This window comes from Sphingorhabdus sp. Alg239-R122 (assembly GCF_900537065.1).
Classification (GTDB): domain Bacteria; phylum Pseudomonadota; class Alphaproteobacteria; order Sphingomonadales; family Sphingomonadaceae; genus Alg239-R122.
On sequence record NZ_UNRC01000003.1, the window covers coordinates 208,592 to 232,565 of the forward strand.

17 protein-coding genes are annotated in these 23,974 nt (G+C 54.5%); 16 read left to right on the forward strand and 1 reads right to left on the reverse strand.

What is annotated here, in order from left to right; all coding sequences use genetic code 11:
• The first annotated feature begins 7 nt into the window (after positions 1-7).
• From mraY to G6Q15_RS04960, 11 genes are all read left to right on the forward strand, one after another.
• Entirely contained in the window at positions 8-1,078 is a 1,071-nt protein-coding gene (gene mraY, locus G6Q15_RS04910) for a phospho-N-acetylmuramoyl-pentapeptide-transferase (RefSeq protein ID WP_164116267.1), read from the forward strand.
• Entirely contained in the window at positions 1,075-2,433 is a 1,359-nt protein-coding gene (murD, locus tag G6Q15_RS04915) for a UDP-N-acetylmuramoyl-L-alanine--D-glutamate ligase (protein ID WP_164116269.1), read from the forward strand. The genes mraY and murD overlap by 4 nt, the downstream gene beginning before the upstream one ends.
• Entirely contained in the window at positions 2,433-3,713 is a 1,281-nt protein-coding gene (locus G6Q15_RS04920; RefSeq protein ID WP_164116271.1) for a putative peptidoglycan glycosyltransferase FtsW, read from the forward strand. Before murD ends, G6Q15_RS04920 begins: the two co-directional genes overlap by 1 nt.
• Positions 3,710-4,906, forward strand: a complete 1,197-nt coding sequence (gene murG / locus G6Q15_RS04925) for an undecaprenyldiphospho-muramoylpentapeptide beta-N-acetylglucosaminyltransferase (protein ID WP_164116273.1) — start codon at positions 3,710-3,712, stop codon at positions 4,904-4,906. Before G6Q15_RS04920 ends, murG begins: the two co-directional genes overlap by 4 nt.
• The gene (murC, locus tag G6Q15_RS04930) at positions 4,903-6,309 is read left to right on the forward strand and encodes a UDP-N-acetylmuramate--L-alanine ligase (RefSeq protein WP_164116274.1); all 1,407 of its coding nucleotides are present in this window, start codon (positions 4,903-4,905) and stop codon (positions 6,307-6,309) included. Before murG ends, murC begins: the two co-directional genes overlap by 4 nt.
• Positions 6,306-7,214: a UDP-N-acetylmuramate dehydrogenase gene (gene murB, locus G6Q15_RS04935; protein WP_164116276.1), complete on the forward strand. Its 909-nt coding sequence runs from the start codon at positions 6,306-6,308 to the stop codon at positions 7,212-7,214. Before murC ends, murB begins: the two co-directional genes overlap by 4 nt.
• On the forward strand, positions 7,211-8,143 hold the full coding sequence (locus G6Q15_RS04940; RefSeq protein WP_164116278.1) for a D-alanine--D-alanine ligase: 933 nt from the start codon (positions 7,211-7,213) through the stop codon (positions 8,141-8,143). Before murB ends, G6Q15_RS04940 begins: the two co-directional genes overlap by 4 nt.
• Positions 8,140-9,072 carry an FtsQ-type POTRA domain-containing protein gene (locus tag G6Q15_RS04945; RefSeq protein ID WP_205518088.1) on the forward strand — a complete coding sequence of 311 codons (933 nt, stop codon included), beginning with the start codon at positions 8,140-8,142 and terminating at the stop codon, positions 9,070-9,072. The genes G6Q15_RS04940 and G6Q15_RS04945 overlap by 4 nt, the downstream gene beginning before the upstream one ends.
• 6 nt (positions 9,073-9,078) lie before the next feature.
• Entirely contained in the window at positions 9,079-10,344 is a 1,266-nt protein-coding gene (gene ftsA / locus G6Q15_RS04950; RefSeq protein WP_164116282.1) for a cell division protein FtsA, read from the forward strand.
• Between the two features lie 147 nt (positions 10,345-10,491).
• Positions 10,492-12,096: a cell division protein FtsZ gene (gene ftsZ, locus G6Q15_RS04955; protein WP_164116283.1), complete on the forward strand. Its 1,605-nt coding sequence runs from the start codon at positions 10,492-10,494 to the stop codon at positions 12,094-12,096.
• A 207-nt stretch (positions 12,097-12,303) separates the two neighbouring features.
• Positions 12,304-14,100: a hypothetical protein gene (locus G6Q15_RS04960; RefSeq protein WP_164116287.1), complete on the forward strand. Its 1,797-nt coding sequence runs from the start codon at positions 12,304-12,306 to the stop codon at positions 14,098-14,100.
• Positions 14,101-14,106: 6 nt separating this feature from the next.
• On the opposite strand, the gene G6Q15_RS04965 is transcribed toward G6Q15_RS04960, so the two are convergent.
• Positions 14,107-15,075, reverse strand: a complete 969-nt coding sequence (locus tag G6Q15_RS04965; protein ID WP_164116289.1) for a tetratricopeptide repeat protein — start codon at positions 15,073-15,075, stop codon at positions 14,107-14,109.
• Positions 15,076-15,342: 267 nt separating this feature from the next.
• On the opposite strand from G6Q15_RS04965, the gene G6Q15_RS04970 reads away from it, so the two are divergent.
• The 5 genes from G6Q15_RS04970 to G6Q15_RS04990 all read left to right on the forward strand — a co-directional run bounded on the left by G6Q15_RS04970 (position 15,343) and on the right by G6Q15_RS04990 (position 23,962).
• Positions 15,343-17,877, forward strand: coding sequence for a cyclic nucleotide-binding domain-containing protein (locus G6Q15_RS04970; RefSeq protein ID WP_164116291.1), 2,535 nt, complete (start codon positions 15,343-15,345; stop codon positions 17,875-17,877).
• The gene (locus tag G6Q15_RS04975; protein ID WP_240330753.1) at positions 17,877-18,779 is read left to right on the forward strand and encodes a hypothetical protein; all 903 of its coding nucleotides are present in this window, start codon (positions 17,877-17,879) and stop codon (positions 18,777-18,779) included. Before G6Q15_RS04970 ends, G6Q15_RS04975 begins: the two co-directional genes overlap by 1 nt.
• Positions 18,780-18,839: 60 nt before the next feature.
• Positions 18,840-20,726, forward strand: coding sequence for a cytochrome c3 family protein (locus G6Q15_RS04980; protein ID WP_164116293.1), 1,887 nt, complete (start codon positions 18,840-18,842; stop codon positions 20,724-20,726).
• A 42-nt stretch (positions 20,727-20,768) separates the two neighbouring features.
• The gene (locus G6Q15_RS04985) at positions 20,769-21,617 is read left to right on the forward strand and encodes a phosphodiesterase (protein WP_164116527.1); all 849 of its coding nucleotides are present in this window, start codon (positions 20,769-20,771) and stop codon (positions 21,615-21,617) included.
• A 146-nt stretch (positions 21,618-21,763) separates the two neighbouring features.
• Positions 21,764-23,962 carry a M3 family metallopeptidase gene (locus G6Q15_RS04990; RefSeq protein WP_164116295.1) on the forward strand — a complete coding sequence of 733 codons (2,199 nt, stop codon included), beginning with the start codon at positions 21,764-21,766 and terminating at the stop codon, positions 23,960-23,962.
• Positions 23,963-23,974 lie beyond the last annotated feature (12 nt).

The following is a 23,974-nucleotide window of genomic DNA, read 5'->3' on the forward strand; positions in this document are numbered from 1 at the left end:
GAAAGATATGCTCTATTGGCTTGGCGAATGGATGGAATTTGAAGGGATATTCAACCTTGTCCGCTATTTGAGCTTCCGTTCCGGTGCGGCGATTTTCACCGCGCTCATTATCGGCCTGTTTATCGGCCCGCGCTTTATCTCCATGCTCCGTGTGCGTCAGGGTAAGGGGCAACCGATCCGCGAAGATGGTCCGCAAACGCATCTTGCAAAAGTGGGTACACCGACAATGGGCGGACTCATGATACTGACATCACTGGTTATTTCTGTCCTGCTCTGGATGGATTTGACCAGCACATTTGTCTGGGCCTGCCTCGCGGTGACTTTTGGTTTTGGCCTGATTGGCTTTATGGATGACTATGACAAGGTTACGAAAAACAGCCATAAGGGCGTTTCAGGCCGAACTCGATTACTGCTGGAATTCATCATCGCAGGTGCGGCCAGCTGGTTCATCCTGCGGCAGACAGGCACCATGCTCTATGTCCCGTTTTTCAATAATATTTCGATCGATCTTGGTTATTTCTACATACCCTTTGCTGCGTTCGTGATTGTGGGCGCGGGCAATGCCGTCAACCTGACTGATGGCCTAGATGGCCTTGCGACCATGCCAGTTGTGATTGCAACGGGCACTTTCATGGCGATTGTTTACCTTGTCGGGCGTGAGGACTTCTCCGAATATCTAGGCATTCCTTATGTGGAAGGCGCGGGGCAGATGGCGATATTCTGCGCTGCAGTTATTGGCGCGTGCCTTGCATTCCTGTGGTTCAACGCACCGCCCGCTGCGATTTTCATGGGGGATACCGGCAGTCTGGCACTGGGCGGGGCATTGGGCGTCATTGCTGTGGTATCGCACCACGAAATCGTACTGGCCATTGTGGGGGGGCTGTTTGTTCTGGAAGCGGTGTCGGTCTTTATCCAGGTGTTCTATTTCAAGCGTACGGGTAAGCGGGTTTTCAAAATGGCCCCTATTCACCATCATTTCGAGCAGTTGGGTTGGGCGGAATCTACTGTTGTTATCCGTTTCTGGATTATTTCACTTGTGCTTGCACTGGCCGGACTGGCGACGCTGAAGCTCAGATGATTACCAGCCTCGCCTTTGCCCATAAAAAATATGCCCTGCTGGGGCTGGCGCGCTCGGGCATGGCAACGCTTGATGCGCTGGTGGCGAGCGGCGCACACTGCATGGCCTGGGATAACCGGGAGGAAGCACGTGAAGCCGCTGCAGGTAAGGCTGAGATTGCAGATCCATTAACGGCAGATTTGACAGGTTATGATGGCATAGTCGTATCGCCCGGTGTTCCGATCAACACACACCCGATAGCGCAGAAGGCCGAAACATCCGGTGTGCCATTGATTGGCGATATTGAACTGTTTGCGCAGGCACGCGCAGCCTTGCCATGGCATCGCGTGGTAGGCGTAACAGGCACTAATGGTAAATCGACCACGGTTGCGCTCATCTATCACATTCTGAAAGAAGCGGGCGTGCCGTCACTGATGGGCGGAAATATAGGCCTGCCGATCATGAGTCAGGAGCCGCTTGCTGATGGCGGTGTCTACGTACTTGAGCTTTCGAGCTACCAGATTGACATTACCCGGACGCTGGATTGTGAAGTTGCGGTATTGCTTAACGTTACGCCTGATCACCTCGACCGCTATGATGGTTTTGAGGATTATGCAGCGGCCAAGGCCCGGCTTTTTGATATGCAGTCTTCTGGCCATAACGCGATATTCGGTAATGGAGACGATGTAACACAGGGCATTGCCGCGGACGTCGCAGCGCGCGAACAGAACCCCAAAGTAACGCGTATCAACGCCGATACTCTCAAGGGGCAAGATGAATGGTCTTCGTTGCAGGGACCGCATAATGCTGAAAACGCTGCTATTGCTATTGCCACAGCAGAGGCGCTGGGCATAGGTGAGGAAAAGTGGCGGCCAGCGCTGGGAAGCTTCACTGGATTGCCGCACCGCATGGAACGTATGGCGGAACATGAAGGCATCTTGTTTATCAACGATAGCAAGGCGACAAATCCTGCCTCCACCGCGCCGGCTCTTGCTGCTTATACAAATATACACTGGATAGTCGGAGGCTTGCCCAAGGGTGAGCGGCTTGATGAGTGCGAACCATATTTTGGTAATGTGAAACATGCTTATACGATTGGTGAGGCGGGTCCGGCCTATGCAAAGCTACTGGCGCAGAAAGGTGTTGCGGTAGACGCATCCGAAATGCTGTGTACGGCGGTTATTCAGGCGTTGGAAAATGCATCCTCCGGTGATGTCATCATGCTATCGCCCGCCTGTGCATCCTTTGACCAGTTCCGCGATTTTGAGGCGCGCGGTGAGCATTTCCGGCAGATTGTGAATGCATTGATCAATCCGGATGAAGATGGCGAAATGCCGGGGCCAATAAATGGGTCGGCAAATGGGGAAGCGGCATAATGGCCAGCGCCCCTGAACATACAATTGCCCCTGAATCTCCCGTCCTCAAATATAAGCGCAAGCTTAACCTGTCGGGGCGTTTGGGACGCTCGGACCGGTCACACCTTGCGGTCTGGTTTTGGGAACTTGACCGTGTGCTGCTGACTTTCATATTCGTGCTGATGGCGATTGGCCTGATTGCGGTGGCCGCTGCATCTCCCGCAACGGCTCAGCGTCTGTCCGATACGACAACCACGCTCAATCCGCTTCTCTATTTTTATAAGCAGCTTGTCTGGCTTATCCTGGGTGTGCCGGTCATGCTGTTCGTGTCCATGCTGCCCAAGACACAGGCGCGGCGTCTGGCCATAATATTGTGTGCGGTTTTCCTGTTTCTGCTGCTGCTCGTTCCGCTTATCGGGACATCGGTCAATGGCGCGCGGCGCTGGATCGGCTATGGCCTGACCATTCAGCCTTCAGAATTTCTGAAGCCTGTGTTCGCGGTGACGCTGGCATGGGTATTATCCTGGAAGGCCAAGGATGCAACTATGCCTGTAGTGGGGTTGTCGATGATCCTGACCGGCACGATTGGTATATTATTGATGATGCAGCCCAATCTGGGTGCGACCATTATTTTTTGCGGCATCTGGTTCGTGCTGATCCTGCTCGCGGGCCTGTCGGCGCAGATTATAGGTATATCAATTGCCGGCGGGCTAGGTGGGCTGGTGCTCGCCTATTTCTTTTATCCTGTTGCTACACAGCGGATCAATACATGGATATTTGGCGGCGGGGAATATGACCAGGTTGCCTTTGCACACCGTACACTGACCAGTGGCGGTTTTATTGGCAAGGGCCCAGGCATGGGTACGGAAAAATTCAAACTGCCCGAAGCGCACACTGACTATATCTTCTCAGTCATCGGCGAAGAATTTGGCTTGCTGGCCTGTGCAGGCGTTGCGATTGTATTTTTTGCCATCATCGCGCGCGTGCTGATGCGGTTGCTTGATGAAGAAGATGTGTTCACGATTATGGCAGTGACGGGCCTGACAACGCAGCTGGGCGGGCAGGCGATTATCAATATGGCCGTCAACCTTCAGCTGTTCCCATCCAAGGGTATGACGCTTCCATTCATCAGTTATGGCGGTTCTTCAATGATTGCTTTGTGCCTTGGCACTGGATTGCTGCTGGCGCTGACGCGGCGAAACCCCTATCTGAACCGTTCATCCTATGCGAAAGATGGATTTCAGATGAATGGCCAGAAAGGCAGTCATATAAGCGGCCAAACGAGCGGGGAATCAAAATGACAGTGACAAAGCATTTTGTTTTAGCGGCAGGCGGGACCGGGGGACATATGATTCCGGCCTATGCACTCGGTGCGGAGCTAATGCAACGCGGTCACCATGTCGCACTGATGACCGATGATCGCGGCGCCAAGATCCCTGGGATTTTTGAAAAAGGACAAATGCATATCCTGCCTGAAAGCCGGATGGCGGGTGGCCTGCTCGGGTGGTTGCGCGGCTTTCGCGGCATTATGGCGGGTCGTAAAATGGCGGGGCAATTATTTGAGAATTTTCAGCCCTCTGCTGTAGTGGGTTTTGGCGGTTATCCGGCGCTACCAACGCTACTCGCCGCGCAAAAGGCGAAAATCCCGACCGTGATTCATGAGCAAAATGCGGTGTTGGGCCGGGTGAACCGTTTCATGGCGCACAAGGTGGATGCAATTGCCACGTCCTATCAGGATGTCGAGCGGCTTGACGTCAAATATCTGCCAAAAACACATCTTGTCGGCAATCCTGTGCGTGAAGAAGTGCTGGCGCTGCGCGGTGAAGATTATCCGCCGTTTCTTGAAGGCGGTGTGTTTCGCGTTTTGGTAACAGGTGGCAGTCAGGGCGCAAAAATTTTATCAGAGGTTGTGCCGGATGGTCTCGCCATGCTGCCTGTAAACCTGCGGCAGCGGCTGCAGGTGACACAGCAATGCCGTGCTGAGGATATCGAAGCAGTTCGCGCGAAATATGCTGATCATGATATTCCAGCACAGCTTGCCACTTACATTGAGGACCTGCCTGACAAACTGGGCTGGTCGCATCTGGTGATTGGCCGTGCAGGCGCGTCGACCATAGCCGAACTGACGGCCGCGGGGCGTCCTGCGATATTAATCCCGCTGCCCGGTGCCATGGATGACCATCAGACTGTCAATGTGCGCGAAATGGTGGCAGCAGGCGGTGCGCGCGCGATCCGGCAACCCAATTTTACCGCGACCGAGCTTGCCAAGCAGATACAGAAGATGGCGCTTAACCCCGAAACACTGGCCAATGCAGCGCGCGGGGCGTGGAATTGCGGGTTGCCCAATGCGGTGCGCGACCTTGCCGATCTGGTGGAAAGCATGGGTGGTGCACCGCTTACAGATGTGATCAGGATAAGCGGAGCGGAGCGCGAGAGGCGCGCTACCGGTAGCCCGTCACTTGCAAAAGATACAGTTGAAGGACACAGCGCATGAAGGCGGTAGGCACCGATATTGGCACAATCCATTTTGTGGGCATTGGCGGCATAGGCATGTCAGGCATTGCCGAAGTCATGCACAATCTTGGCTATGATGTGCAGGGCAGCGATATAGCCGAAAGCTATGTGGTCGAGGGTTTACGCGATCGCGGCATCAAGGTGATGATCGGGCAAAGGTCCGAAAATGTCGAAGGCGCGGCGGTGATTGTCACATCCACCGCGATCAAGCGTACCAACCCGGAAGTCGTCTATGCGTTGGAAAACCGCATCCCTGTCGTGAAGCGGGCGGAAATGCTTGCCGAGCTGATGCGGCTGAAATCTACCATTGCCATCGCGGGCACGCATGGCAAGACGACAACGACGTCAATGGTGGCGGCGATGCTTGACCATGGCGGGATTGATCCGACGGTTATCAATGGCGGTATCATCAATACTTATGGTTCCAATGCGCGGCTGGGCGATGGCGACTGGATGGTGGTTGAAGCTGATGAAAGCGACGGCAGTTTCCTGCGGCTTGATGGCACGCTCGCCGTCGTCACCAATATCGATCCTGAACATATGGAGCATTATGGCAGCTTTGATGTCCTCAAAAAGGCGTTTATCGAATTTGTCGAGAACGTACCTTTTTATGGTGCAGCCATATTGTGCCTCGATCATCCCGAAGTACAGGCGATTTTGCCGCAAGTGAAAGACCGCCGGATTATCACTTATGGTTTTAGTGCGCAGGCAGATGTGCGCGGTGAAAACGTGACACCAATTCCGGGCGGCAACCGGTTTGATGTGACCGTGAGTGAAACAGATGGTACCAGCCGCAAGATTGAAGGCATCGAATTACCGATGCCAGGGCGGCATAATGTACAAAATGCATTGGCCGCCGTCACGATCGGCCTGCAAATGGGCATGTCCGACGAAGATGTGCAGAACGGCTTTGCCACTTTTGGCGGCGTCAAGCGCCGTTTTACCAAAGTGGGTGAGGTGGATGGCGCAGTCATTATTGATGATTATGGCCATCACCCGGTCGAGATTAAAGCCGTTCTGGCCGCGGCGCGTGAGGGCGCCCAAAACCGCATTATCGCTGTGGTTCAACCGCACCGCTATACCCGCCTGCGTGATTTGATGGATGAGTTCCAGCAGTGTTTTAACGATGCTGATATTGTCTATGTAACGCCAGTCTATGAAGCGGGCGAAGATCCGATTGAAGGTGTTGATGCCGAAGCTCTGGTTGCGGGCCTGAAACAGCGTGGGCTGCGTTCGGCGGCAACCATAGCCGATGCTGATGCATTGGCCAAAGAGCTTGCCGATACGGTGCAGGCAGGTGATATGGTCGTGTGCCTGGGCGCGGGGGATATCACGAAATGGGCGGCAGGCCTTGCCGATGCGATCAAGGCGAAGCGCGGATGAGTGTTGATACCGCCTTTATGCCCGATGTGCGCGGCAAGTTAAAGCCGGAAGCCCCGCTTGCACCGCTTGTCTGGTTCAAAAGCGGCGGCCGGGCGGACTGGCTGTTTGAACCGAAAGACGTGGCTGATTTACAGGATTTTCTTGCCAATCTGGATAATGATATTGAGGCGTGGCCGCTGGGGCTTGGTTCCAACCTGATTATTCGCGATGGCGGCAAGCGCGGCGTGACGGTCCGGCTCGGCAAAGCTTTTGCTGCTATTGATACGAGCTACGCGGATGAGCTTGTACTGACTAGCGGCGCAGGAGCCCCGGGTATTTCGGTGGCAAGCAAGGCGCGTGACAATGGCATTGCGGGCCTTGAATTCCTGCGGGGTATACCTGGCACGGTGGGCGGCGCGGTGCGCATGAACGCGGGCGCTTATGGCCGTGAAGTCTGCGACATACTGGTGAGTGCCGATCTGGTGCTGCGCGATGGCAGTCTGGCCACGGTGCAGTTGGAAGATATGGGCTATAGCTACCGCCATAGCGAACTTCCCAAGGGCGCGATTGTGGCGGGGGCAACGTTCAAAGGGATTGCTGGCGACCCCAAAGAAATCGGCGCGGAGATGGACCGCATCGCCGCCGAACGCGAAGCATCGCAGCCGCTGCGCTCGCGCACGGGCGGATCGACATTCAAAAACCCTGAGGGACACAAGGCATGGCAGCTGGTTGACGCGGCCGGGTGCCGCGGCCTGCGGATTGGCGATGCGCAGGTATCGGAAAAACACTGTAACTTCCTGCTCAATCTGGGCGAAGCGACATCGGCGGATATTGAGGCGTTGGGTGAGGAAGTGCGCAAACGCGTCAAAGCCCACTCGGGCGTTGAACTGCAATGGGAAATCCAGCGTGTGGGGGAAAAGCCATGACCCTTTCCAAACTGCATATCGCAGTGCTGATGGGGGGGTGGTCCGCCGAACGTGAAGTGTCGCTTATGAGCGGGAATGGTGTGGCCGATGCACTGGAATCGCGCGGACATAAAGTGACGCGGGTCGATATGGACCGCAACCTGGCCATGGTGCTGGATGGCATAAAACCCGATGCGGTGTTCAATGCGCTGCACGGTACGCCGGGTGAAGATGGCACGGTGCAGGGCATGCTCGACCTGATGCAGATCCCCTATACGCATAGCGGGCTGGTGACATCAGTGATTGCGATTGACAAGGAGCTTACCAAGCAGGCGCTGGTGCCGCAAGGTATCCCCATGCCCGAAGGCAAGGTTGTGGAGTGCGCGACGCTGTACAAGGGCGATCCACTGCCACGGCCTTATGTACTTAAGCCCGTAAATGAAGGGTCTTCTGTCGGCATTGCGATAGTCCGTGATGACAGCAATTACGGTTCTCCTATTGCGCGTGACAGCAAGGGACCATGGCAGGATTTTGACCATTTGCTGGCCGAGCCTTTCATTAAGGGCCGTGAGCTTACGACCGCTGTTATTGGCGACAAGGCATTGTGCGTGACGGAGCTGCAGGTCAAATCGGGCTTCTATGATTATGATGCCAAATATACGGATGGACTGACCGAGCATATCTGCCCGGCGGATATTCCCGAAGATATAGCGGAGCTGTGCCGCGAATATGCACTGAAGGCCCACCGGTTACTTGGGTGCAAAGGTACTTCAAGGTCCGATTTTCGGTGGGATGATGAACTGGGATCAGACGGTCTGTTCCTTCTGGAAACCAACACGCAGCCCGGCATGACACCCTATAGCCTTGTGCCTGAACAGGCGAAGCATATGGGTATGAGCTATGCCGATCTGGTAGAGGCAATTGTGGAGGAGGCGCTCGCGAAAGCGTGACGCAAAAGCATATGGCCAAGGCGAAGACCACCCGTAAGAAAGTCGCACCGCGTAAACGTGCAGCGCCCAGGAAAAAGGTCCGGAAGGCTTCACCGCTGGACAAGCTGCTGCAGATGCTGCCTTTCACAGAAAGCCAGATACAGCGCGGCGCGACCTGGGGTGTTTTGCTGCTGATTGCTGTTGTCGGTTATGGTGTGGCAGAATTTTTTGGCGCGCCAGCAGCTGCACGTCAGGAATTTGCAGAAGCCGCAGGCCGTGCAGGGTTTGAAGTCAAACGTATCGAAGTACGCGGCGTGGACCGTGTCAACGAGCTTAAAGTCTATGAAATCGTGTTGAATGAAAAAGATCGGGCCATGCCGCTGGTTGATGTGGAAAAGCTGCGCAGTGATCTGATGGAATTTGGCTGGATCAAGGATGCACGCGTGTCACGCCAGCTTCCCGACACACTGATTGTCGATATTGTCGAGCGTGTGCCGCATGCAGCATGGGATAATGGCCAGTCATTGACGTTAATCGACAAGGGCGGGGCGGTGTTGGGCGAAGTAAGTGCGGCGCAAGCGCGCGAATTTCCGCTTATCGCCGGTTACCGCGCAAATGAGCGAGCAGAGGACCTGTCCGCGCTGCTTGAAGAAGCACCCGCGCTTATTCCACTGGTTACAAAGGCCGAATGGATTGGCAATCGCCGCTGGAATATCAGTTTCAAATCAGGCGAAACGCTGGCCTTGCCAGAGGGCAGGGCGGAAGCCGCCGCCGCATGGATTAATTTTGCACGGATGGATGGAATAAACCGGCTTTTGGGCAAGGGTGTGACGTATTTCGACCTGCGCGATCCGGAGCGCGCTTACCTGCGGATGCCGCGCAAGGAAAAAGAAGATGATAAGGCGCCGGAAAAACGTTCAGGCCGGTCGCAAACGACGCAAGAGGGGTAAGGGCAAATGGCAACGCAGCGCGTTGAAAAGATTTTTACGGCACTGGATATTGGATCATCCAAAGTGTCCGCGATGATCGCGGGGCAGACAGATAGCGGTGAACTGGTTGTGCTGGGCACCGGGCAGCGCGCGAGTGAAGGTGTGAAGCGCGGTTATATTGCCGATATGGAACGCACCGAGCTGGCTGTGCGCACGGCTGTGGAGCAGGCGGAACGAATTGCTGGCGTGAATATTGAGGACGTCTGGGTGGGCTGCTCCTCCGGCGGCCTGTCAAGCAGCGTGGCCAGTGTTGAGATTGACCTGGGCGGCGGACGCGTTGAAAAAGACGATATCAACCAGCTGCTTGATGCCGGGCGTGAAACAATTGACCCTGCCGGTCGCACGGTGCTGCATGCACAGCCTACGCTTTATACGCTGGATGGCCTGTCAGGTGTGAAAAATCCTGAAGGCTTGCATGCCGATCAACTTGGAGTTGATATCCATGTGATACTTGCTGATGGCGCGCCGCTGCGTAACATGGACACATGTGTTCGCGCCGCGCATCTGAACGTGGAGTCGATTGTCGCATCGCCAATTGCGGCAGGTATGGCTAGCCTAAGTACAGAAGAACGTGAGCTTGGCGTCGCGCTGGTCGAAATGGGTGCCGGTATCACCAATATTTCGCTCTATGCGGGTGATATGCTGGTCGGGCTTTTCGCCATTCCTTATGGAGGCAACGATATTACGGATGCGATTGCATCGGCATTTGGTATTCGCCGCAATCAGGCTGAACGGATGAAGTGTTTTTATGGTTCGGCTACATCCAGCCGTACCGACCACCGTGACATGATACCCGTTGGCGGCCCCAATGAACCGGTGGCGGCCGGCGACGATCAGAACCGCATCGCCCGTGCAGAGCTTATTTCAGTTATCAAGCAACAGCTGGATTATCTCATAGGCGAAATTGGCAAAGGCCTTAAAGAGCTGGGCTTTACCGGAAATGGCGGCCGGCAGATCGTGTTGACAGGCGGCGGTGCGGAAATGAAAGGCATTGCCGATTACGTCCAGGCGGCACTTGACCGATCTGTGCGTGTGGGTAGGCCGCGCGGGCTTGGCGGATTGCCTGAAGCGCATGGCGGTCCTGCTTTCACAACCCTGGCCGGGTTGGTGCAGTTCGCGGTTCATGCGCCGGTTGATATCCGCACGATACCAAAGGGATATCAATCCGTTCATAAAATGGCTGGCGGTGCGCTTTTTCAGCGTGTGTTGAATGCGATTAAGGCCTATTTTTGAACGGTTCGCCGATGAACTGGGGAAAAAAGCCGGTTTTTGTAAAAAAGGTTAATTTTTTAGGTGATTCGGTGAATCATTCTGTGCCAATAAGGGACTGTAAAAAATTTGCTTCGTATGAATAGCTGAAGCAGGGGAGACAAAGAGCACATGAGTATCAATATCGGACCACCCACAGTTGATGAATTGCGCCCGCGCATTGCCGTAATCGGCGTTGGCGGGGCGGGTGGTAATGCCATCGCCAACATGATCGCCGCCAGCGTTGAAGGCGTTGATTTTATCGTTGCCAATACCGACGCACAGGCACTGAACAGTTCACCTGCCGAAAGGCGGATCCAGCTTGGCCCTGAAATAACACAGGGGTTAGGCGCAGGATCGCGGCCGGAAGTTGGCCGTGCAGCTGCAGAAGAGACCATTGTTGATGTGGATGCCGCGCTGGAAGGTGCGCATATGTGCTTTATCGCTGCTGGCATGGGCGGTGGCACTGGCACTGGCGCAGCGCCTGTGATTGCCAAGGCGGCACGCGAAAAAGGCATATTGACTGTCGGTGTTGTGACCAAGCCGTTTACGTTTGAAGGCACACGCCGTGCACGTTCGGCAGATGCAGGCATTGATGAGCTGCAAAAAAATGTCGATACTTTGATCGTCATTCCAAACCAGAACCTGTTCCTGGTTGCCAACCCGAACACCACGTTCAAGGAAGCATTCCACCTTGCGGACGAAGTATTGCAGCAGGGGGTACGTTCGATCACCGATCTGATGGTGATGCCAGGCCTTATCAACCTTGATTTTGCCGATGTCCGTTCGGTTATGCGTGAAATGGGCAAGGCGATGATGGGTACAGGTGAAGCCGAAGGCGACAACCGCGCGCTTGAAGCAGCCGAAAAAGCCATTGCCAACCCATTGCTTGACGGTGTGTCGATGCAGGGCGCCAAAGGTGTGATCATCTCGATTACGGGTGGTGAGGACATGCGCCTGATGGAAGTCGACGAAGCTGCCAACCATATCCGTGAACTGGTCGATGCCGATGCAAACATCATTTGGGGTAGTGCCTTTAATGATGATCTGGAAGGTAAAATTCGTGTGTCTGTTGTGGCGACCGGCATTGATAATGATGGCAGTGTGCAGGCTGAACCTGCGCGCGCATTTTCACTTAACAGCATGTCCGGTACAAAAACCGAAGAGAAACCGGAGCCGGTAATTGCACCTGCTCCCGAACCGGAAATGGTGGAATTGAATGCCCCGGAGACGTCTCTTGATGACATGCCCGCTGATGAGACGGTATCGAGTGATTATGAGCCTGTAAGTCTGGACGAGCCCGAAGTGGTTGCGGAAGAAGCCGAAACTGCTGCACCAGGTATGGAGTCACTGGACAATGCAGGTGAGGAAGAACCGCTTGATCTTACATTTCCGGCGGATGATGCGGAAGATGAAGGTGTTGTAACAGAAGCTGCAAACGAAGTTGAAGCTGAAGCAGAGACTGAAAAACCTGCCATTGCGACATATGTTGATGATGCATTGGAAGAAAGCAGCGCAAACGATAGCGATGACCTCCTGCTTGACGCATCCCAGTCGGTTGAAGAGCCCCGCGCTCCGCGCATAAATACGGGCAACTCTGGCGGAGGCACTCTGTTTGAAAGAATGGCCAATCTGTCACGCGGTGGCAGCAAGACAGCGGAAAAGGATGAGGAAGACAGCGATGACGACAATCCGCTCAATATCCCGCGCTTCCTTAACCGGCAAAACAACCAGTAAGAGTATATGGGGAGGGGGCTTTGCGGCCCCCTCTCTATTTGAAAAAGAAACATGGAATATCGTGTGAGACTGCCGATCATATGGCGGTGACTCAGCGATTGTTCAGGGTGAATCTTTCAGGATTATCGCACTAAGGCGATATGGGTATTGGGATTTATGCAGTTGCAGCAGATTATTAGGCAAGGCAGATGGAAGCCGGCACTGTTAATGGCAGGTGTTGCCGCAGTTACTTCTGCGCCGCTCCATGCACAGCAAAGCAATATGCCTGCCCTGCCAGTGCTGCTTGTTCAGGGTAGTGGCACTGTCGAACTCAGCAATGCCTTGAATCGCCTTGCTCGTAATTCGAAAGACCTGGATGCGCTGATTGATGCTGGCAATGCCGCTCTCCGCCTTAAGGATGCAGATGGAGCGCTGGGCTTTTTTGCGCGTGCAGAGCGACTGAATCCGCGCAATGCGCGCGTGAAAGCAGGGCTTGCTTCGGCGCTGCTCGGCACTGAAAACCCATATGAAGCATTGCGGCTGTTTGACGAGGCATTGCGGCTCGGCATGGCAGAAAGCTTTATCGCTGCGGATCGCGGGCTAGCCTATGACCTGGTTGGCAATAATGCGCAGGCACAGCGCGATTATACGCTTGCACTTAACCGCGGGGGCGGGGACGAGGTCAAGCTGCGCTATGCACTGTCGCTGGGCATAACCGGAGACACAGATGGTGCCGCAAGGTTGCTCAACCCCATGCTGCGGAAAAATAACGCTGCGGCCTGGCGTATGCGCGCATTCATATTGGCGATTAATGGCGATCGCCGCGAAGCCCGCAAGGTGGCACGCGGGACTATGCCCCCGCGTCTTGCCGCCTCTGTTCAACCCTATCTTGACTATATGCCGAAACTGACCAAACCGCAGCAGGCAGCAGCAGCGCATTTTGGCCATTTCCCGAAAACCGCAAATATAGGCCGGCAAGATCCGCGTAATGCCAGATATGCGGGTGTGCGCGGCGGAACCGGTGCCGATGCCGGATTGATACCCGCCGGTGAACCGCTCGGAGCAAATCCAAAGGGCCGGAACGCAAAGAAAAAGGCAAGCAAGAAGAAACGGCGCAGACCTGGGCGTGATCGCCGGGCAAGCTGGCGGCGCAGCAAGAGCGAAAGTACACGGTCAACCAATCAGCAGAACCGCAGCAATAGGCAGCAGACAGCGGCCGTAGCCACAACCGTTCCAGTGCCGCCACCGGGTCAGGCTATTGCAAAACCGAAATCGCTTTCCACTGCTGTTGCTGATGTCATGGACAAACCGGTAACGGAGAATGCCAACACAGCTTCGAAACCGAACAATGATCTTGCCAAGGCAGTAGCGGCTGTCAAGGATAAACCCTTTGAAAACAAAGCAGTGCAGACTGCACAGACCGTAAAGCGTGGCAACGAAAGTGCAGGCAAAAAGCCGGTGGCGTCCGGCGTCAGAGTAGCTTCTTCGGCAAATAGTTTTGATCTCGCAACTACACCGAGTTCCAGCACGAATGCGGGTTACACTCCGTCAGCTTCTGCGCTGGATAAAGTTAAACGCGAACAGTCTTTGGCAGCAAAGCGCCCCAGTTTCGAAACGCTTATGTCGGATATAAATGTGCCTGAGACAGAGTTGAAGCGCGATAGCCGGGCTGTTGATCTTGCGACTATCACGCCGGCCAAACCCAAGCCGAAACCAAAACCCGTACCTGCCAAAACTGCGCCGCCACAACATCCTGCGCGGCACTGGGTACAGATAGCCATAGGCCAGAAAACATCGCTTTTTCCGTCTGAATGGCGCCGCCTGTCACGCAAGGCACCGGAGGCGTTTGAGGGTGTGGGAGGCTGGATGGTGCCGGTCAACCAGACCAACCGCCTGCTTGCCGGACCATTTGAAGATGCTCGCACAGCGCAGGCTTTTGTCAATCAGTTGGCCAAGTCGGATATGGCGGCGCTGCCATGGAAAAGCAGTGCAGGCGAAGAAGTTCGTAAAGTCCCCAAAAAATAGCGAGTTCTATTCGATTCCGAGAGCCGCTGCAGCTTCCTTTATCTGTTTCAACTCAGCACCATTGTTTCGAAAGGTACGTTGCGCATCTGTATAGGCTTTTTGTGCCTTGGCTGTTTCACCCAGCGCAACCCGGCTGCGCATCAGCATGATCCAGCCGCGTGCGTCATTGGGATTTTTCGAAAGACGCGTATCAAGGCCTTCCACCATGTCGCGGATCATTTTTTCCTGTTGTCCCTGCGGTAATTGCGCGGCATCGCGCATTTGCTGCTGTGTTGGTCCCGGAATAGCGCCCGTTGCCACATCCGGGCCGGTGGTTTTGAAAGGCGGCGGGGGCGGCGCATTGCTGGTTCCCGCAAGGCGTTTTTCGACCTCAATACCACGTTCTTTGCCGACATTGCGGATGACGCGGCGAATATCCTCAGCATAGGGTGCATCAGCCGGTGTATCAGCGAGCAGCGCAAACCAGTCGTCTATTGCTTCTGTATGCTTGCCATCAATATCCTTCGCGGCAGCAACAAAATACCGGGCACGGGCATCTTCCGGATCAAGTTCCAGCGCGCGGGCAAAGGCGGCGCGAGCATCAGGCGCGATATTGGGGTTATTGCCGCCTAGAACCAGTGCTTCGCCTAACATGGAAAAATATTCAGCATTTTCAGGGTCAAGTGTGGTGGCCCGCTTCATTGCAGTGGCTGCCTCGGCAAACCGCTCGGTTTCGAAATAGGACCAGCCCAGCATACGCCAGCCTTCGGCATTATCCGGCTCTTCCTGTAATTTCTTTTCAAGGTTTGCAATGACTGTATCCACGTCAGGGGCTTCTGCCGCAGGAGCGTTTGCGGTAGCATCAGAAGGTGTAATATCATCGCTACGGGTAAGGGCGATTGCTATTGCCACCGCTGCCACAAGGGCAGCAATAATCAATATTATCAGGCCCAAAGATGGTCTTTTTATACCTGATGCACCTTCTTCATTCGCCATTTCTTGCTCCTGTAAACGGTCATGTTCAAATGACCTGTATCCCACTAACATCCCGCAATTTGCGGCGGCTGACAACCGGCTATGTGAGACACTTGTAAAATAATAAGTGGCATTGATCACATTTTGCAGTAAAAAAGCACTCTAGGGTTCGCACGATATTATTTGGATTGGCCCCGCCCAGTATCCGGAAAACCGGACTGAAGGGCCAAGAGCTGGCAATAGCGCCGGTGTTTGCGCCCTTGACAGGGCATTGGGGGATGCGGACTTGTGAGCGAGATATATCGCGTTGCCATAATCGGGTCGGGGCCAGCGGGCATGAGTGCCGCAGGCCGCGCAGCTGAGCTTGGCATACCGCATATCCTGCTTGAAAAGACCGACCACCTCTCTGATACAATTTATAAATATCAAAAGGGTAAGCATGTGATGGCGACGCCCAGTCAGCTCATCCTGCGCTCTGACATGGATTTTGATGCTGGCAAGCGTGAAGAAATTCTGGGTGCTTGGGATGAACAGACAGCAGCGCTGAAAGTTAATGTGAAATATAGTGCCGAGGTCAAGGCGATCCGGGGCACTGGACCGGCAATCCCCGGCAGCATCCATAAAATCGTGACACGTAAACGCGATGGCAGCACGAACGAGCAGGAGATACAGCGGCACGAAGCACCGTATGAGCTGGAACTGACGAACGGTGAAAAAATCATTGCCGAGACCGTTGTGTTTGCGATTGGTACGCAGGGCAATCCCAATCGTATGCGCTGTCCCGGCGGCGACCTGCCACATGTGCAGTATCAGCTGGATGACCCGACCGAATATATTGACGAGCATATTATCGTGGTGGGAACGGGCGATGCGGGTATCGAAAATGCGCGCGGGCTGGCCGAAGATTCTGCGCAGCGCAATATTGTATCCATTCTCAATCGCAAGACCGATTTTGCTACGGCAAAGGACGCCAATGTTAAGGCGCTTCTGGCCGATGGTGAGGCGGGTAGGCTTAACGTTCGCCTGGAAACCGAAACCGCGTCGATTGAGCCGGGCTGGATTACGCTCAACACCCGAGATGGTGAAGAAAAAATACAGTGCGACCGGGTAATTGCGCGGATTGGCTCTGCCCCGCCGCGTGCCTTTGTCGAACAGTGCGGCATTGAGTTTGCCAGCGATGACCGTCTCGCCTTTCCGAAGCTCTCGCCTGTGTTTGAATCGACTGCGCCAGGCATTTTTATCATTGGTGCACTGGCTGGCTATCCATTGATCAAGCACTGCATGAACCAGGGCTATGATGTTATCGAGTTCATCAATGGCAATAGCGAACTGAAACCGGCGGATGAACCGATACTTGAGGAAAAGTTTGCCAATCTTCCTGGCAAACGGGGCGTGGCAGAATGGCTGGAATTCTTGCGCGAGAACGTGAGCATATTGAACGGCATGAACCCGCTGCAAATGCGTGAATTCATGCTTGACAGCAACGTCCATTATTATCGCAAGGGCGATGTAATTTTCAAACGCAATGAACCTGGCTCATCACTGTTCGGAATTGCTGACGGTAGCGTTGCAGTACAGGTTGATCTGACAAACTCCTCTATAACGGTTCCGATTGAACAAGGGTCTATTTTTGGCGAAGTCGGCCTGATTTCCGGGCGGAAACGCGGGGCGACCATTGTAGCGGCTGAAGACTGTGTCTGTGTCGAAATTTCGCGCACGGCGGCGCTGAAGCTGCAAAGCCAGGTGCCGGCAGCAAAAGCGGCGATTGAGCGGATTTCGACGGAAAGGCAATTACTTCAGATGTTTGGTTCTGGCCTGACGCCAGATGACATTGCCGAAGTGGTGGACACCAGTGAAATCAGGCAGGTCAAAGCAGGTGAGGCAATCATCACGGAAGGCGAGGAAGGTAAAGACATTTACGTGATCCGCGTCGGTTCTATGATTGTCGAGAAGGAAATTGGCGGCAAACCGGTCTTCCTCTCCTATCTTCCTGCCGGTTCCTATGTCGGTGAAATGGCGTTGATCGCGGGCGGGCAGCGCACGGCGACTGTGAAAGCGGCTATCAAGTCCGAAGTCATCCGTATTGACGGAGAGGCGTTTCAAAAAGTGCTCGACCAGCATCCCGGCCTTATGGAGCGTGCGAAACGGGATATGGCTTCGCGGCAGGACATCAATGCCTATGTCGAATCCAAAAAGGATAGTTTTTCGGGCGTTGTTGACATGTATTCGGGAGTTGCCAATTTCTTGGTTGAAAATGGCATAGGTGAAGCGACCGATGTGCTGCTGATCGACGAAAACCTGTGCGTCGGCTGTGACAACTGTGAGAAAGCATGTGCGGACAGCCATGAAGGACTGTCCCGGCTCGACCGTGAAGCGGGGCGCAGCTATGCGCACCTGCATGTGCCTACCAGCTGCCGTCACTGTGAACATCCGCACTGCATGGCCGACTGCCCGCCCAATGCCATTCACCGCGGCCCCGACGGTGAAGTCTTTATTGATGATACCTGTATCGGCTGTGGCAATTGTCAGCGCAACTGCCCCTATGGTGTGATCCGCATGGACAAGGTGCCGCCCAAAAAACCGGGCTTGCTCAACTGGTTGTTCTTTGGCCTTGGCCCGGGCCCTGGTGAACCGGACAAGGCATGGGTGAAAAAGAAATCCGATCCTGACGTAGAAAAGCCCAAAAAGGCGATCAAGTGCGACATGTGCGCCGGAATACGCGGTGGTCCGGCCTGTGTACGGGCATGCCCGACCGGCGCGGCTATCCGCGTGGCACCCGATGAATTCCTGACTGTTGCGCGACTGGAAAGGGAGGATGGCTAATGGCTAGCTTGTTCGCCAATCTGACTGGCCCGAAAAAGCGGCAAAAAACCGCAGGCCGTGAGCGTAATAGTGCGCATGACGGTTTCCTGCGCCATGCAGGTTATCGCTGGCTCAAGATATTTGTGCTGATCTGCCTTGTCTCGATTGCCAGCTATTTCTGGATTGATGTGCAGCCGCGTCATAATGGCGGCAGCTGGTACGGCTATACGCTGGGTACGATCGGCGCGCTGCTGATCCTGTGGCTCACCATGCTGGGCCTTCGCAAACGTGCGATGACTGCGGGTAGCTGGTCGTTAAAGGCATGGACTTCCGCGCATGTCTATCTGGGGCTTAGTCTGATCGTTATCGGCACGCTGCACACCGGGTTCCAATTAGGCTGGAATATCCACACGCTTGCTTATGCATTGATGATGATTGTCATCATATCGGGCATGTTTGGCATCTATCTTTATGCGACACAGCCACAAAAGCTCAGCAGCAACCGTGAAGAGATGACCGAAACGCAGATGATTGAGGCGCTGCGGTCATTTGACCGGCAGCTGCATGATGCCGCGCAGCCGCTGGAACCGGAGCATGCCGCACTGGTGCAGGGTTCGCTTGAACAGGATCCGTTCAGCGGTGGGTTCTTCAAGCGGATTACCGGTAAATATCCGGGCTGCAAGACGCGCTATGCCATTGCTGAGCTGCGCCGCGCGCGCACCTATGCGCCGCGCACTGATGATAATCCGACCGAAAAAGTCGAACAGTTGCTGGAGCGCAAGGAAGACACGATGTGGCGGCTGCGCAAACACCTGCAGATCAAAGCGATGCTGCAGGTTTGGCTTTATATCCACGTGCCAATGACATTTGCGCTGATCGCGGCGCTGTCAGCGCATATTGTCAGCGTATTTTTCTATTGGTGAGGGGCTTATGAAGAAAATATCATATGACCCTTTATGGAGCATGAAGCGGGGAAGGGCGGCATGAGCTTCATCGTCCGCCAGATTGCGCTCAAGAGCGATGGCAGTGAAATTGTCCGTGCCGAAAACCATGTGCAGGATGAAATCCTCGTTGGACGCAGTAGCGAAAACCAGATTCATTTGCCTGATCTTGCCGTTAATCCGGTGCATGCTTCCATCACACGCGATGATGATGGCAAAGTACAGGTTCAATCTGTTTCTGATCTGAAATTTGAACTGAATGGCCGCAGTGTCTCCAAAGGTACAATTGACCCGGCACGCGGTGGGGAGCTGCGTTTTGGCGGGCATGTGATCGCGGTGGGGAAAGATGCGGAAACAAGCGGTATTGTCTGTACCGTGCGCCGCGTCGAGGCATTGTCTGACAGCGCGGAAGAAAAGGACCAGGCGAAAATATATTCACTGACCGGCAAGCTGCCCAGCAAGCGGCTGAGCGCATGGGGGTTTGTGATACTGGTGCTTGCGGCCTGTCTGGCCTGGCCGATTTACACATGGGCGACATATCGCGGGGTCGAGGAACGCCCGGACAAATTCCATGCTGACACCATGTGGTCGAGCGGCAAGTTGAGCCTGGCGCACCAAAGCCTGAAGGATGACTGTCAGGCATGTCATGTCGATGCGTTCGTGTCGGTGCGCGACAATGCCTGCCTGACTTGCCATACAGAAGATGCGCATGAACATGCGCCCACTGATCGCCAGCTTGTGAGCCGTGGTGAGCTGAAAGGCTTTGCCAAATTCCGCCGCAACGTGGCCATCACATTCAATAAACCACCCGGCAGGTGTGTGGAATGTCACACCGAGCATGAGGGTGCAGGTGCTATGCAACCCACTGCGCAGCAATTTTGCGCTGAATGCCATGACGGGATGGATACGCGTTTGACAGATACAAAGCTTCTCAATGCCGCAGACTTCGGGGATTCCCATCCCCAATTCCGTCCTGCGGTGATGACAAAGCCAGGTGGAGATAATCCGCCGACTCGCCGTATTTCACTCGATGATAATCCTACCGAGGATAATGGCCTGAAATTCCCGCATAACCTGCATCTGTCAAAAACCGGTGGTGTTGCGCAGATGGGACGGCGGCTTGCGGGCAAATATGGCTTTGGCGCATCACTTGAATGCAAGGATTGCCATACGCCCGACAATGACAATGTGCGTTTCCAGCCAGTGGATATGGAGAAGAATTGTTCAATGTGCCACAGCCTTGCTTTTGATGAGATTGGCGGCACATTCCGGCAACTTCCACATGGCAAGCCTGATCTGGTGCGCGCGGACCTGCGCGCCTATTTCCGCTCCACCCGGCCCAACCGGCCCATCAACCTGGGTAGCCGCGGGAATAGCAATAATCCGCGCAGAAGACCCGGAGACGTGAATGCCGCGCGTACGGCGTCCGACTATGCACGTGCTGTCCGTTTCCGTCCAACACGGGCGGCACAGGCCATCCGTGCGGTATTTTCGCGCGGGGGTGCCTGTTATGACTGTCACGGAGTGACGCAGCCAACATCGCGCAGCGGGCTCAATTATGGCATCATGCCGGTCAGTCAGACAGATCGCTATATGCACAAGGGCTGGTTCAGCCATAAGGCGCATAATGACGAAAGCTGTGAAAGCTGTCATGTGGCCGCGACATCGGGCAAGGCAAGCGACCTGTTGTTGCCCGGCATTTCCACCTGCCGCGAATGCCATGGTGGTGAAGCTTCCAGCAGCGACGTGCCATCAAGCTGCGCCATGTGCCATGACTATCACGCCGATGAAGGCGCACCATGGCTGATCCGCAATCAGAACAAGCCGAAAACAATCAGTGCACCAGATAAAAAGGCCGCACCGCGCGGCCAGACCGAAAAAGTGGCGCGCAGACAGGGGGGGGTGCGAAATGATCGTTCGGGAGGCTGATATTCATGAAATATGGCATGAAATATGGCGCGAGACGATGCCATGTTAATCGCGCAGATAACTGATATCCATCTGGGCTTTGACCCCGATAACCCACGCGAGTTTAACCGCCAACGGCTCGACCGGACACTCGCTGAACTGGTCAGTCTTGATCCGCAGCCGAATCTTCTTTTTGCCACGGGCGACCTGATCGATCGCGGTGATGAGCAAAGCTATCACCGTCTGCAGGAGGCTTTTTTAGTATTACCCTTTCCAGTGCACATGTGTCTGGGCAATCATGATATGCGGTTTAATTTCCGCAAGGTGTTTGGCGACGAGGGCTTTCATGATGATTATCTGCAATATGAAATTGTCGCCGATGGGCTGCGCTTCCTGGTGCTTGATACCCTGGAGGAAGGCCGCCATGGCGGCGCTTTTTGTCAGGCACGGGCCAACTGGTTGAATGCGCGGTTGTCCGAAAAGGCAAATATACCGACCATCATTGTACAGCATCACCCGCCGGTTGAGGTGGGCATAGCCTGGATGAATACACATCCTTGTGAGCCGTGGGTGGCACGGCTTTCTGAATGCCTGCAAGGCCGCGATAATGTGATTGCCATGCTATGCGGCCATGTTCATCGGCCGATCATGAGTAAATGGGAAGGGATGGCACTGTCCGTATGTCCTTCCACTGCACCGCAGGTGGCGCTGAATCTGAAACCGATTGATCCAGAGGCACCGGATAACCGCGACATGATAGTCGCCGCGCCGCCCGCCTATGCGCTGCATTGGTGGAATGGGCGTGAGCTTATCAGTCATTTCAATACAGCCGAAGAGCATGAAATGCTGGCCCGTTATGATGCGAAAATGCAACCTCTGGTGCGCAGCCTGATCGCCGAGCGGCCCAAATAGGCCATTCTGCCGGTTTTTGTCGAAATATATGGTTTACTGATCGCTGCATATGCATCCAGCCTTTGCGCTGGCGCGCAAATATGGCTAAACCTCCGTTCATCTCGCGCCTGGTAAAGGTTTGCGTTCTATAATTAGGAGAGACATTTATGCGTTCGTCGCCCAAATATACATCAATCATTGCTACCGTATCTACGCTTGCCCTTGCATTGGGTGTGGCGGGATGCGTGCCCAATACAGAGGAGACAGCATCTGTGTCTGATACTCAAACTGCATCGGCTGATCCGCAAATGGTGCAGCCTGCTGGCAATATCCTGACCGAAGAATGGACGGGTCCCTTTGAAGGTGTTCCCGCGTGGGACAAGCTGGATGCAGAATTGTTCCCGGTAGCGTTTGAGGCCTCCATGGCCGAGGTTAAGAGGCAGTTTGAGGTGGTTGTGACAAATCCGGAGCCGGCGACATTTGACAATGTGTTCGTTCCGGTGATGCTGTCAGGTGAAAAAATGGACCGGCTGTTCTCCTATTGGGGTGTACAAACTTCCAATCTTTCCAGCGATCGTGTCCGTGAACTCGATGCCGAGTGGAGCCCTAAGATTTCGGCTTTTTATAATAAGTTGACACTCGATCCGCGGCTTTTTGCGCGGTATAAAGAAGTATATGAAAAGCGCAGTTCGCTTGGCCTGAATGCTGAGCAGACGCGTATTGTCGAGCGCGCCTATGACAGTTTTGTGCGCAACGGCGCAAACCTGCCGCCGGCGCAGAAAGAGCAACTAATTGCGCTTAACAGCCGTTTATCCGAGCTGTTCACTGATTTTGGCGGGCGTGTGTTGAAAGACGAGCAGACCAACATTTTTGTTAGCGATGAAGCTGAACTGGACGGTTTGTCGGATGCGTTCAAGGCATCACTTGCCAGCGCGGCAACGGCCGCGGGTAAACCTGGCCAATGGGCGATCAAGAATACCCGTTCTTCGATGCAGCCAACCTTGCAATATGCAAATAACCGCGCATTGCGTGAGAAAGTCTTCAAAGCCTATGCGGGTCGCGGCGATAATGGCGATGCCAATGACACCAATGCGGTGATTGAGGAAATCCTGAAACTGCGCCAGCAACGCGCTGAACTGCTGGGTTTCAAAACGCATGCGCATTACCGTATGGCCGATACCATGGCGAAAGACCCGGACAAGGCGATGGACCTGATGATGAAAGTCTGGCCGGGCGCAAAAGCGCGAGTGAAGGAAGAGGTCGCTGATATGCAGGCGATTGCCGACAAAGAAGGTGCGGGCATTACCATTGAGCCATGGGATTACCGCTATTACGCCGAAAAAGTCCGCAAAGCGAAATATGATCTCGATGAAAGCGAGATCAAGCCGTATTTTGAACTGAATAATATGGTGGATGCCATGTTCGATGCTGCTGGCAAGCTGTATGATATGGGGTTCAAAGAAAATACCGGAACCATACCGGTGTTCCACCCCGATGTGCGCACGTTCGAAGTATTCGACAAGCGTGACAATTCAAATATCGGCGTGCTCTATCTCGATAACTTCGCTCGTGACGGCAAACGCTCGGGTGCGTGGATGACCACGTACCGCAGTCAGAAAGGGCTGGGCGGTGAAGACAATGTGCTTGCGTCGAACAATAACAATTTTACCAAAGGCGCAGATGGTGAGCCGACACTCATCAGCTTGGATGACGCATCCACGCTGTTCCATGAATTTGGCCATGGCATCCATTACTTGTTGCAGGATGTTTACTATCCCGACCTTGCCGGCACACCGCGTGATTTTGTGGAATATCCGAGCCAGGTGAATGAGAATTGGTTGATGACCGAATATGTGCTGAAAAACTATGCCAAGCATTATAAGACAGGCAAACCTATTCCGCAGGCTCTGGTCGACAAGATTTTCAAATCCGACACGTTTAATCAGGGTTTTGCGACAACCGAATATATGGCTAGTGCAATTGTCGATATGAAATTGCACAACCGCACCGATCCTGTCACCGATGTGGATAAGTTTGAGCGTGAAACGCTGGAAGAAATCGGTATGCCACGCGAAATCGTGATGCGCCACCGCTTGCCGCAGTTCAACCACCTGTTCACTTCGGATGCCTATTCTGCTGGCTATTACAGCTATCTGTGGTCTGAAGTCATGGATGCAGACACATGGGCAGCATTTGAAGAGGCGGATGGTCCATGGGATCGTACCGTGGCAGACAAGTTCCGCAAGGTGCTTTTGTCCACCGGTAACGAAACAGACCGTGCAGATGCGTATCGCGCGTTCCGCGGACGTGACCCTGATGTAAACGCGTTGCTGCGTCGCCGCGGCTTCCCGGTGCCGGGCGAATAAGCAGGCATGACA

Excerpts from the sequence above, each read along its gene's own strand:
- mraY (WP_164116267.1), top strand. The coding sequence starts at position 8 with ATGCTCTATTGGCTTGGCGAATGGATGGAATTTGAAGGGATATTCAAC.
- murD (WP_164116269.1), top strand. The coding sequence starts at position 1,075 with ATGATTACCAGCCTCGCCTTTGCCCATAAAAAATATGCCCTGCTGGGG.
- G6Q15_RS04920 (WP_164116271.1), top strand. The coding sequence starts at position 2,433 with ATGGCCAGCGCCCCTGAACATACAATTGCCCCTGAATCTCCCGTCCTC.
- murG (WP_164116273.1), top strand. The coding sequence starts at position 3,710 with ATGACAGTGACAAAGCATTTTGTTTTAGCGGCAGGCGGGACCGGGGGA.
- murC (WP_164116274.1), top strand. The coding sequence starts at position 4,903 with ATGAAGGCGGTAGGCACCGATATTGGCACAATCCATTTTGTGGGCATT.
- murB (WP_164116276.1), top strand. The coding sequence starts at position 6,306 with ATGAGTGTTGATACCGCCTTTATGCCCGATGTGCGCGGCAAGTTAAAG.
- G6Q15_RS04940 (WP_164116278.1), top strand. The coding sequence starts at position 7,211 with ATGACCCTTTCCAAACTGCATATCGCAGTGCTGATGGGGGGGTGGTCC.
- ftsA (WP_164116282.1), top strand. The coding sequence starts at position 9,079 with ATGGCAACGCAGCGCGTTGAAAAGATTTTTACGGCACTGGATATTGGA.
- ftsZ (WP_164116283.1), top strand. The coding sequence starts at position 10,492 with ATGAGTATCAATATCGGACCACCCACAGTTGATGAATTGCGCCCGCGC.
- G6Q15_RS04960 (WP_164116287.1), top strand. The coding sequence starts at position 12,304 with ATGGCAGGTGTTGCCGCAGTTACTTCTGCGCCGCTCCATGCACAGCAA.
- G6Q15_RS04965 (WP_164116289.1), bottom strand. The coding sequence starts at position 15,075 with ATGGCGAATGAAGAAGGTGCATCAGGTATAAAAAGACCATCTTTGGGC.
- G6Q15_RS04975 (WP_240330753.1), top strand. The coding sequence starts at position 17,877 with ATGGCTAGCTTGTTCGCCAATCTGACTGGCCCGAAAAAGCGGCAAAAA.
- G6Q15_RS04980 (WP_164116293.1), top strand. The coding sequence starts at position 18,840 with ATGAGCTTCATCGTCCGCCAGATTGCGCTCAAGAGCGATGGCAGTGAA.
- G6Q15_RS04985 (WP_164116527.1), top strand. The coding sequence starts at position 20,769 with ATGTTAATCGCGCAGATAACTGATATCCATCTGGGCTTTGACCCCGAT.
- G6Q15_RS04990 (WP_164116295.1), top strand. The coding sequence starts at position 21,764 with ATGCGTTCGTCGCCCAAATATACATCAATCATTGCTACCGTATCTACG.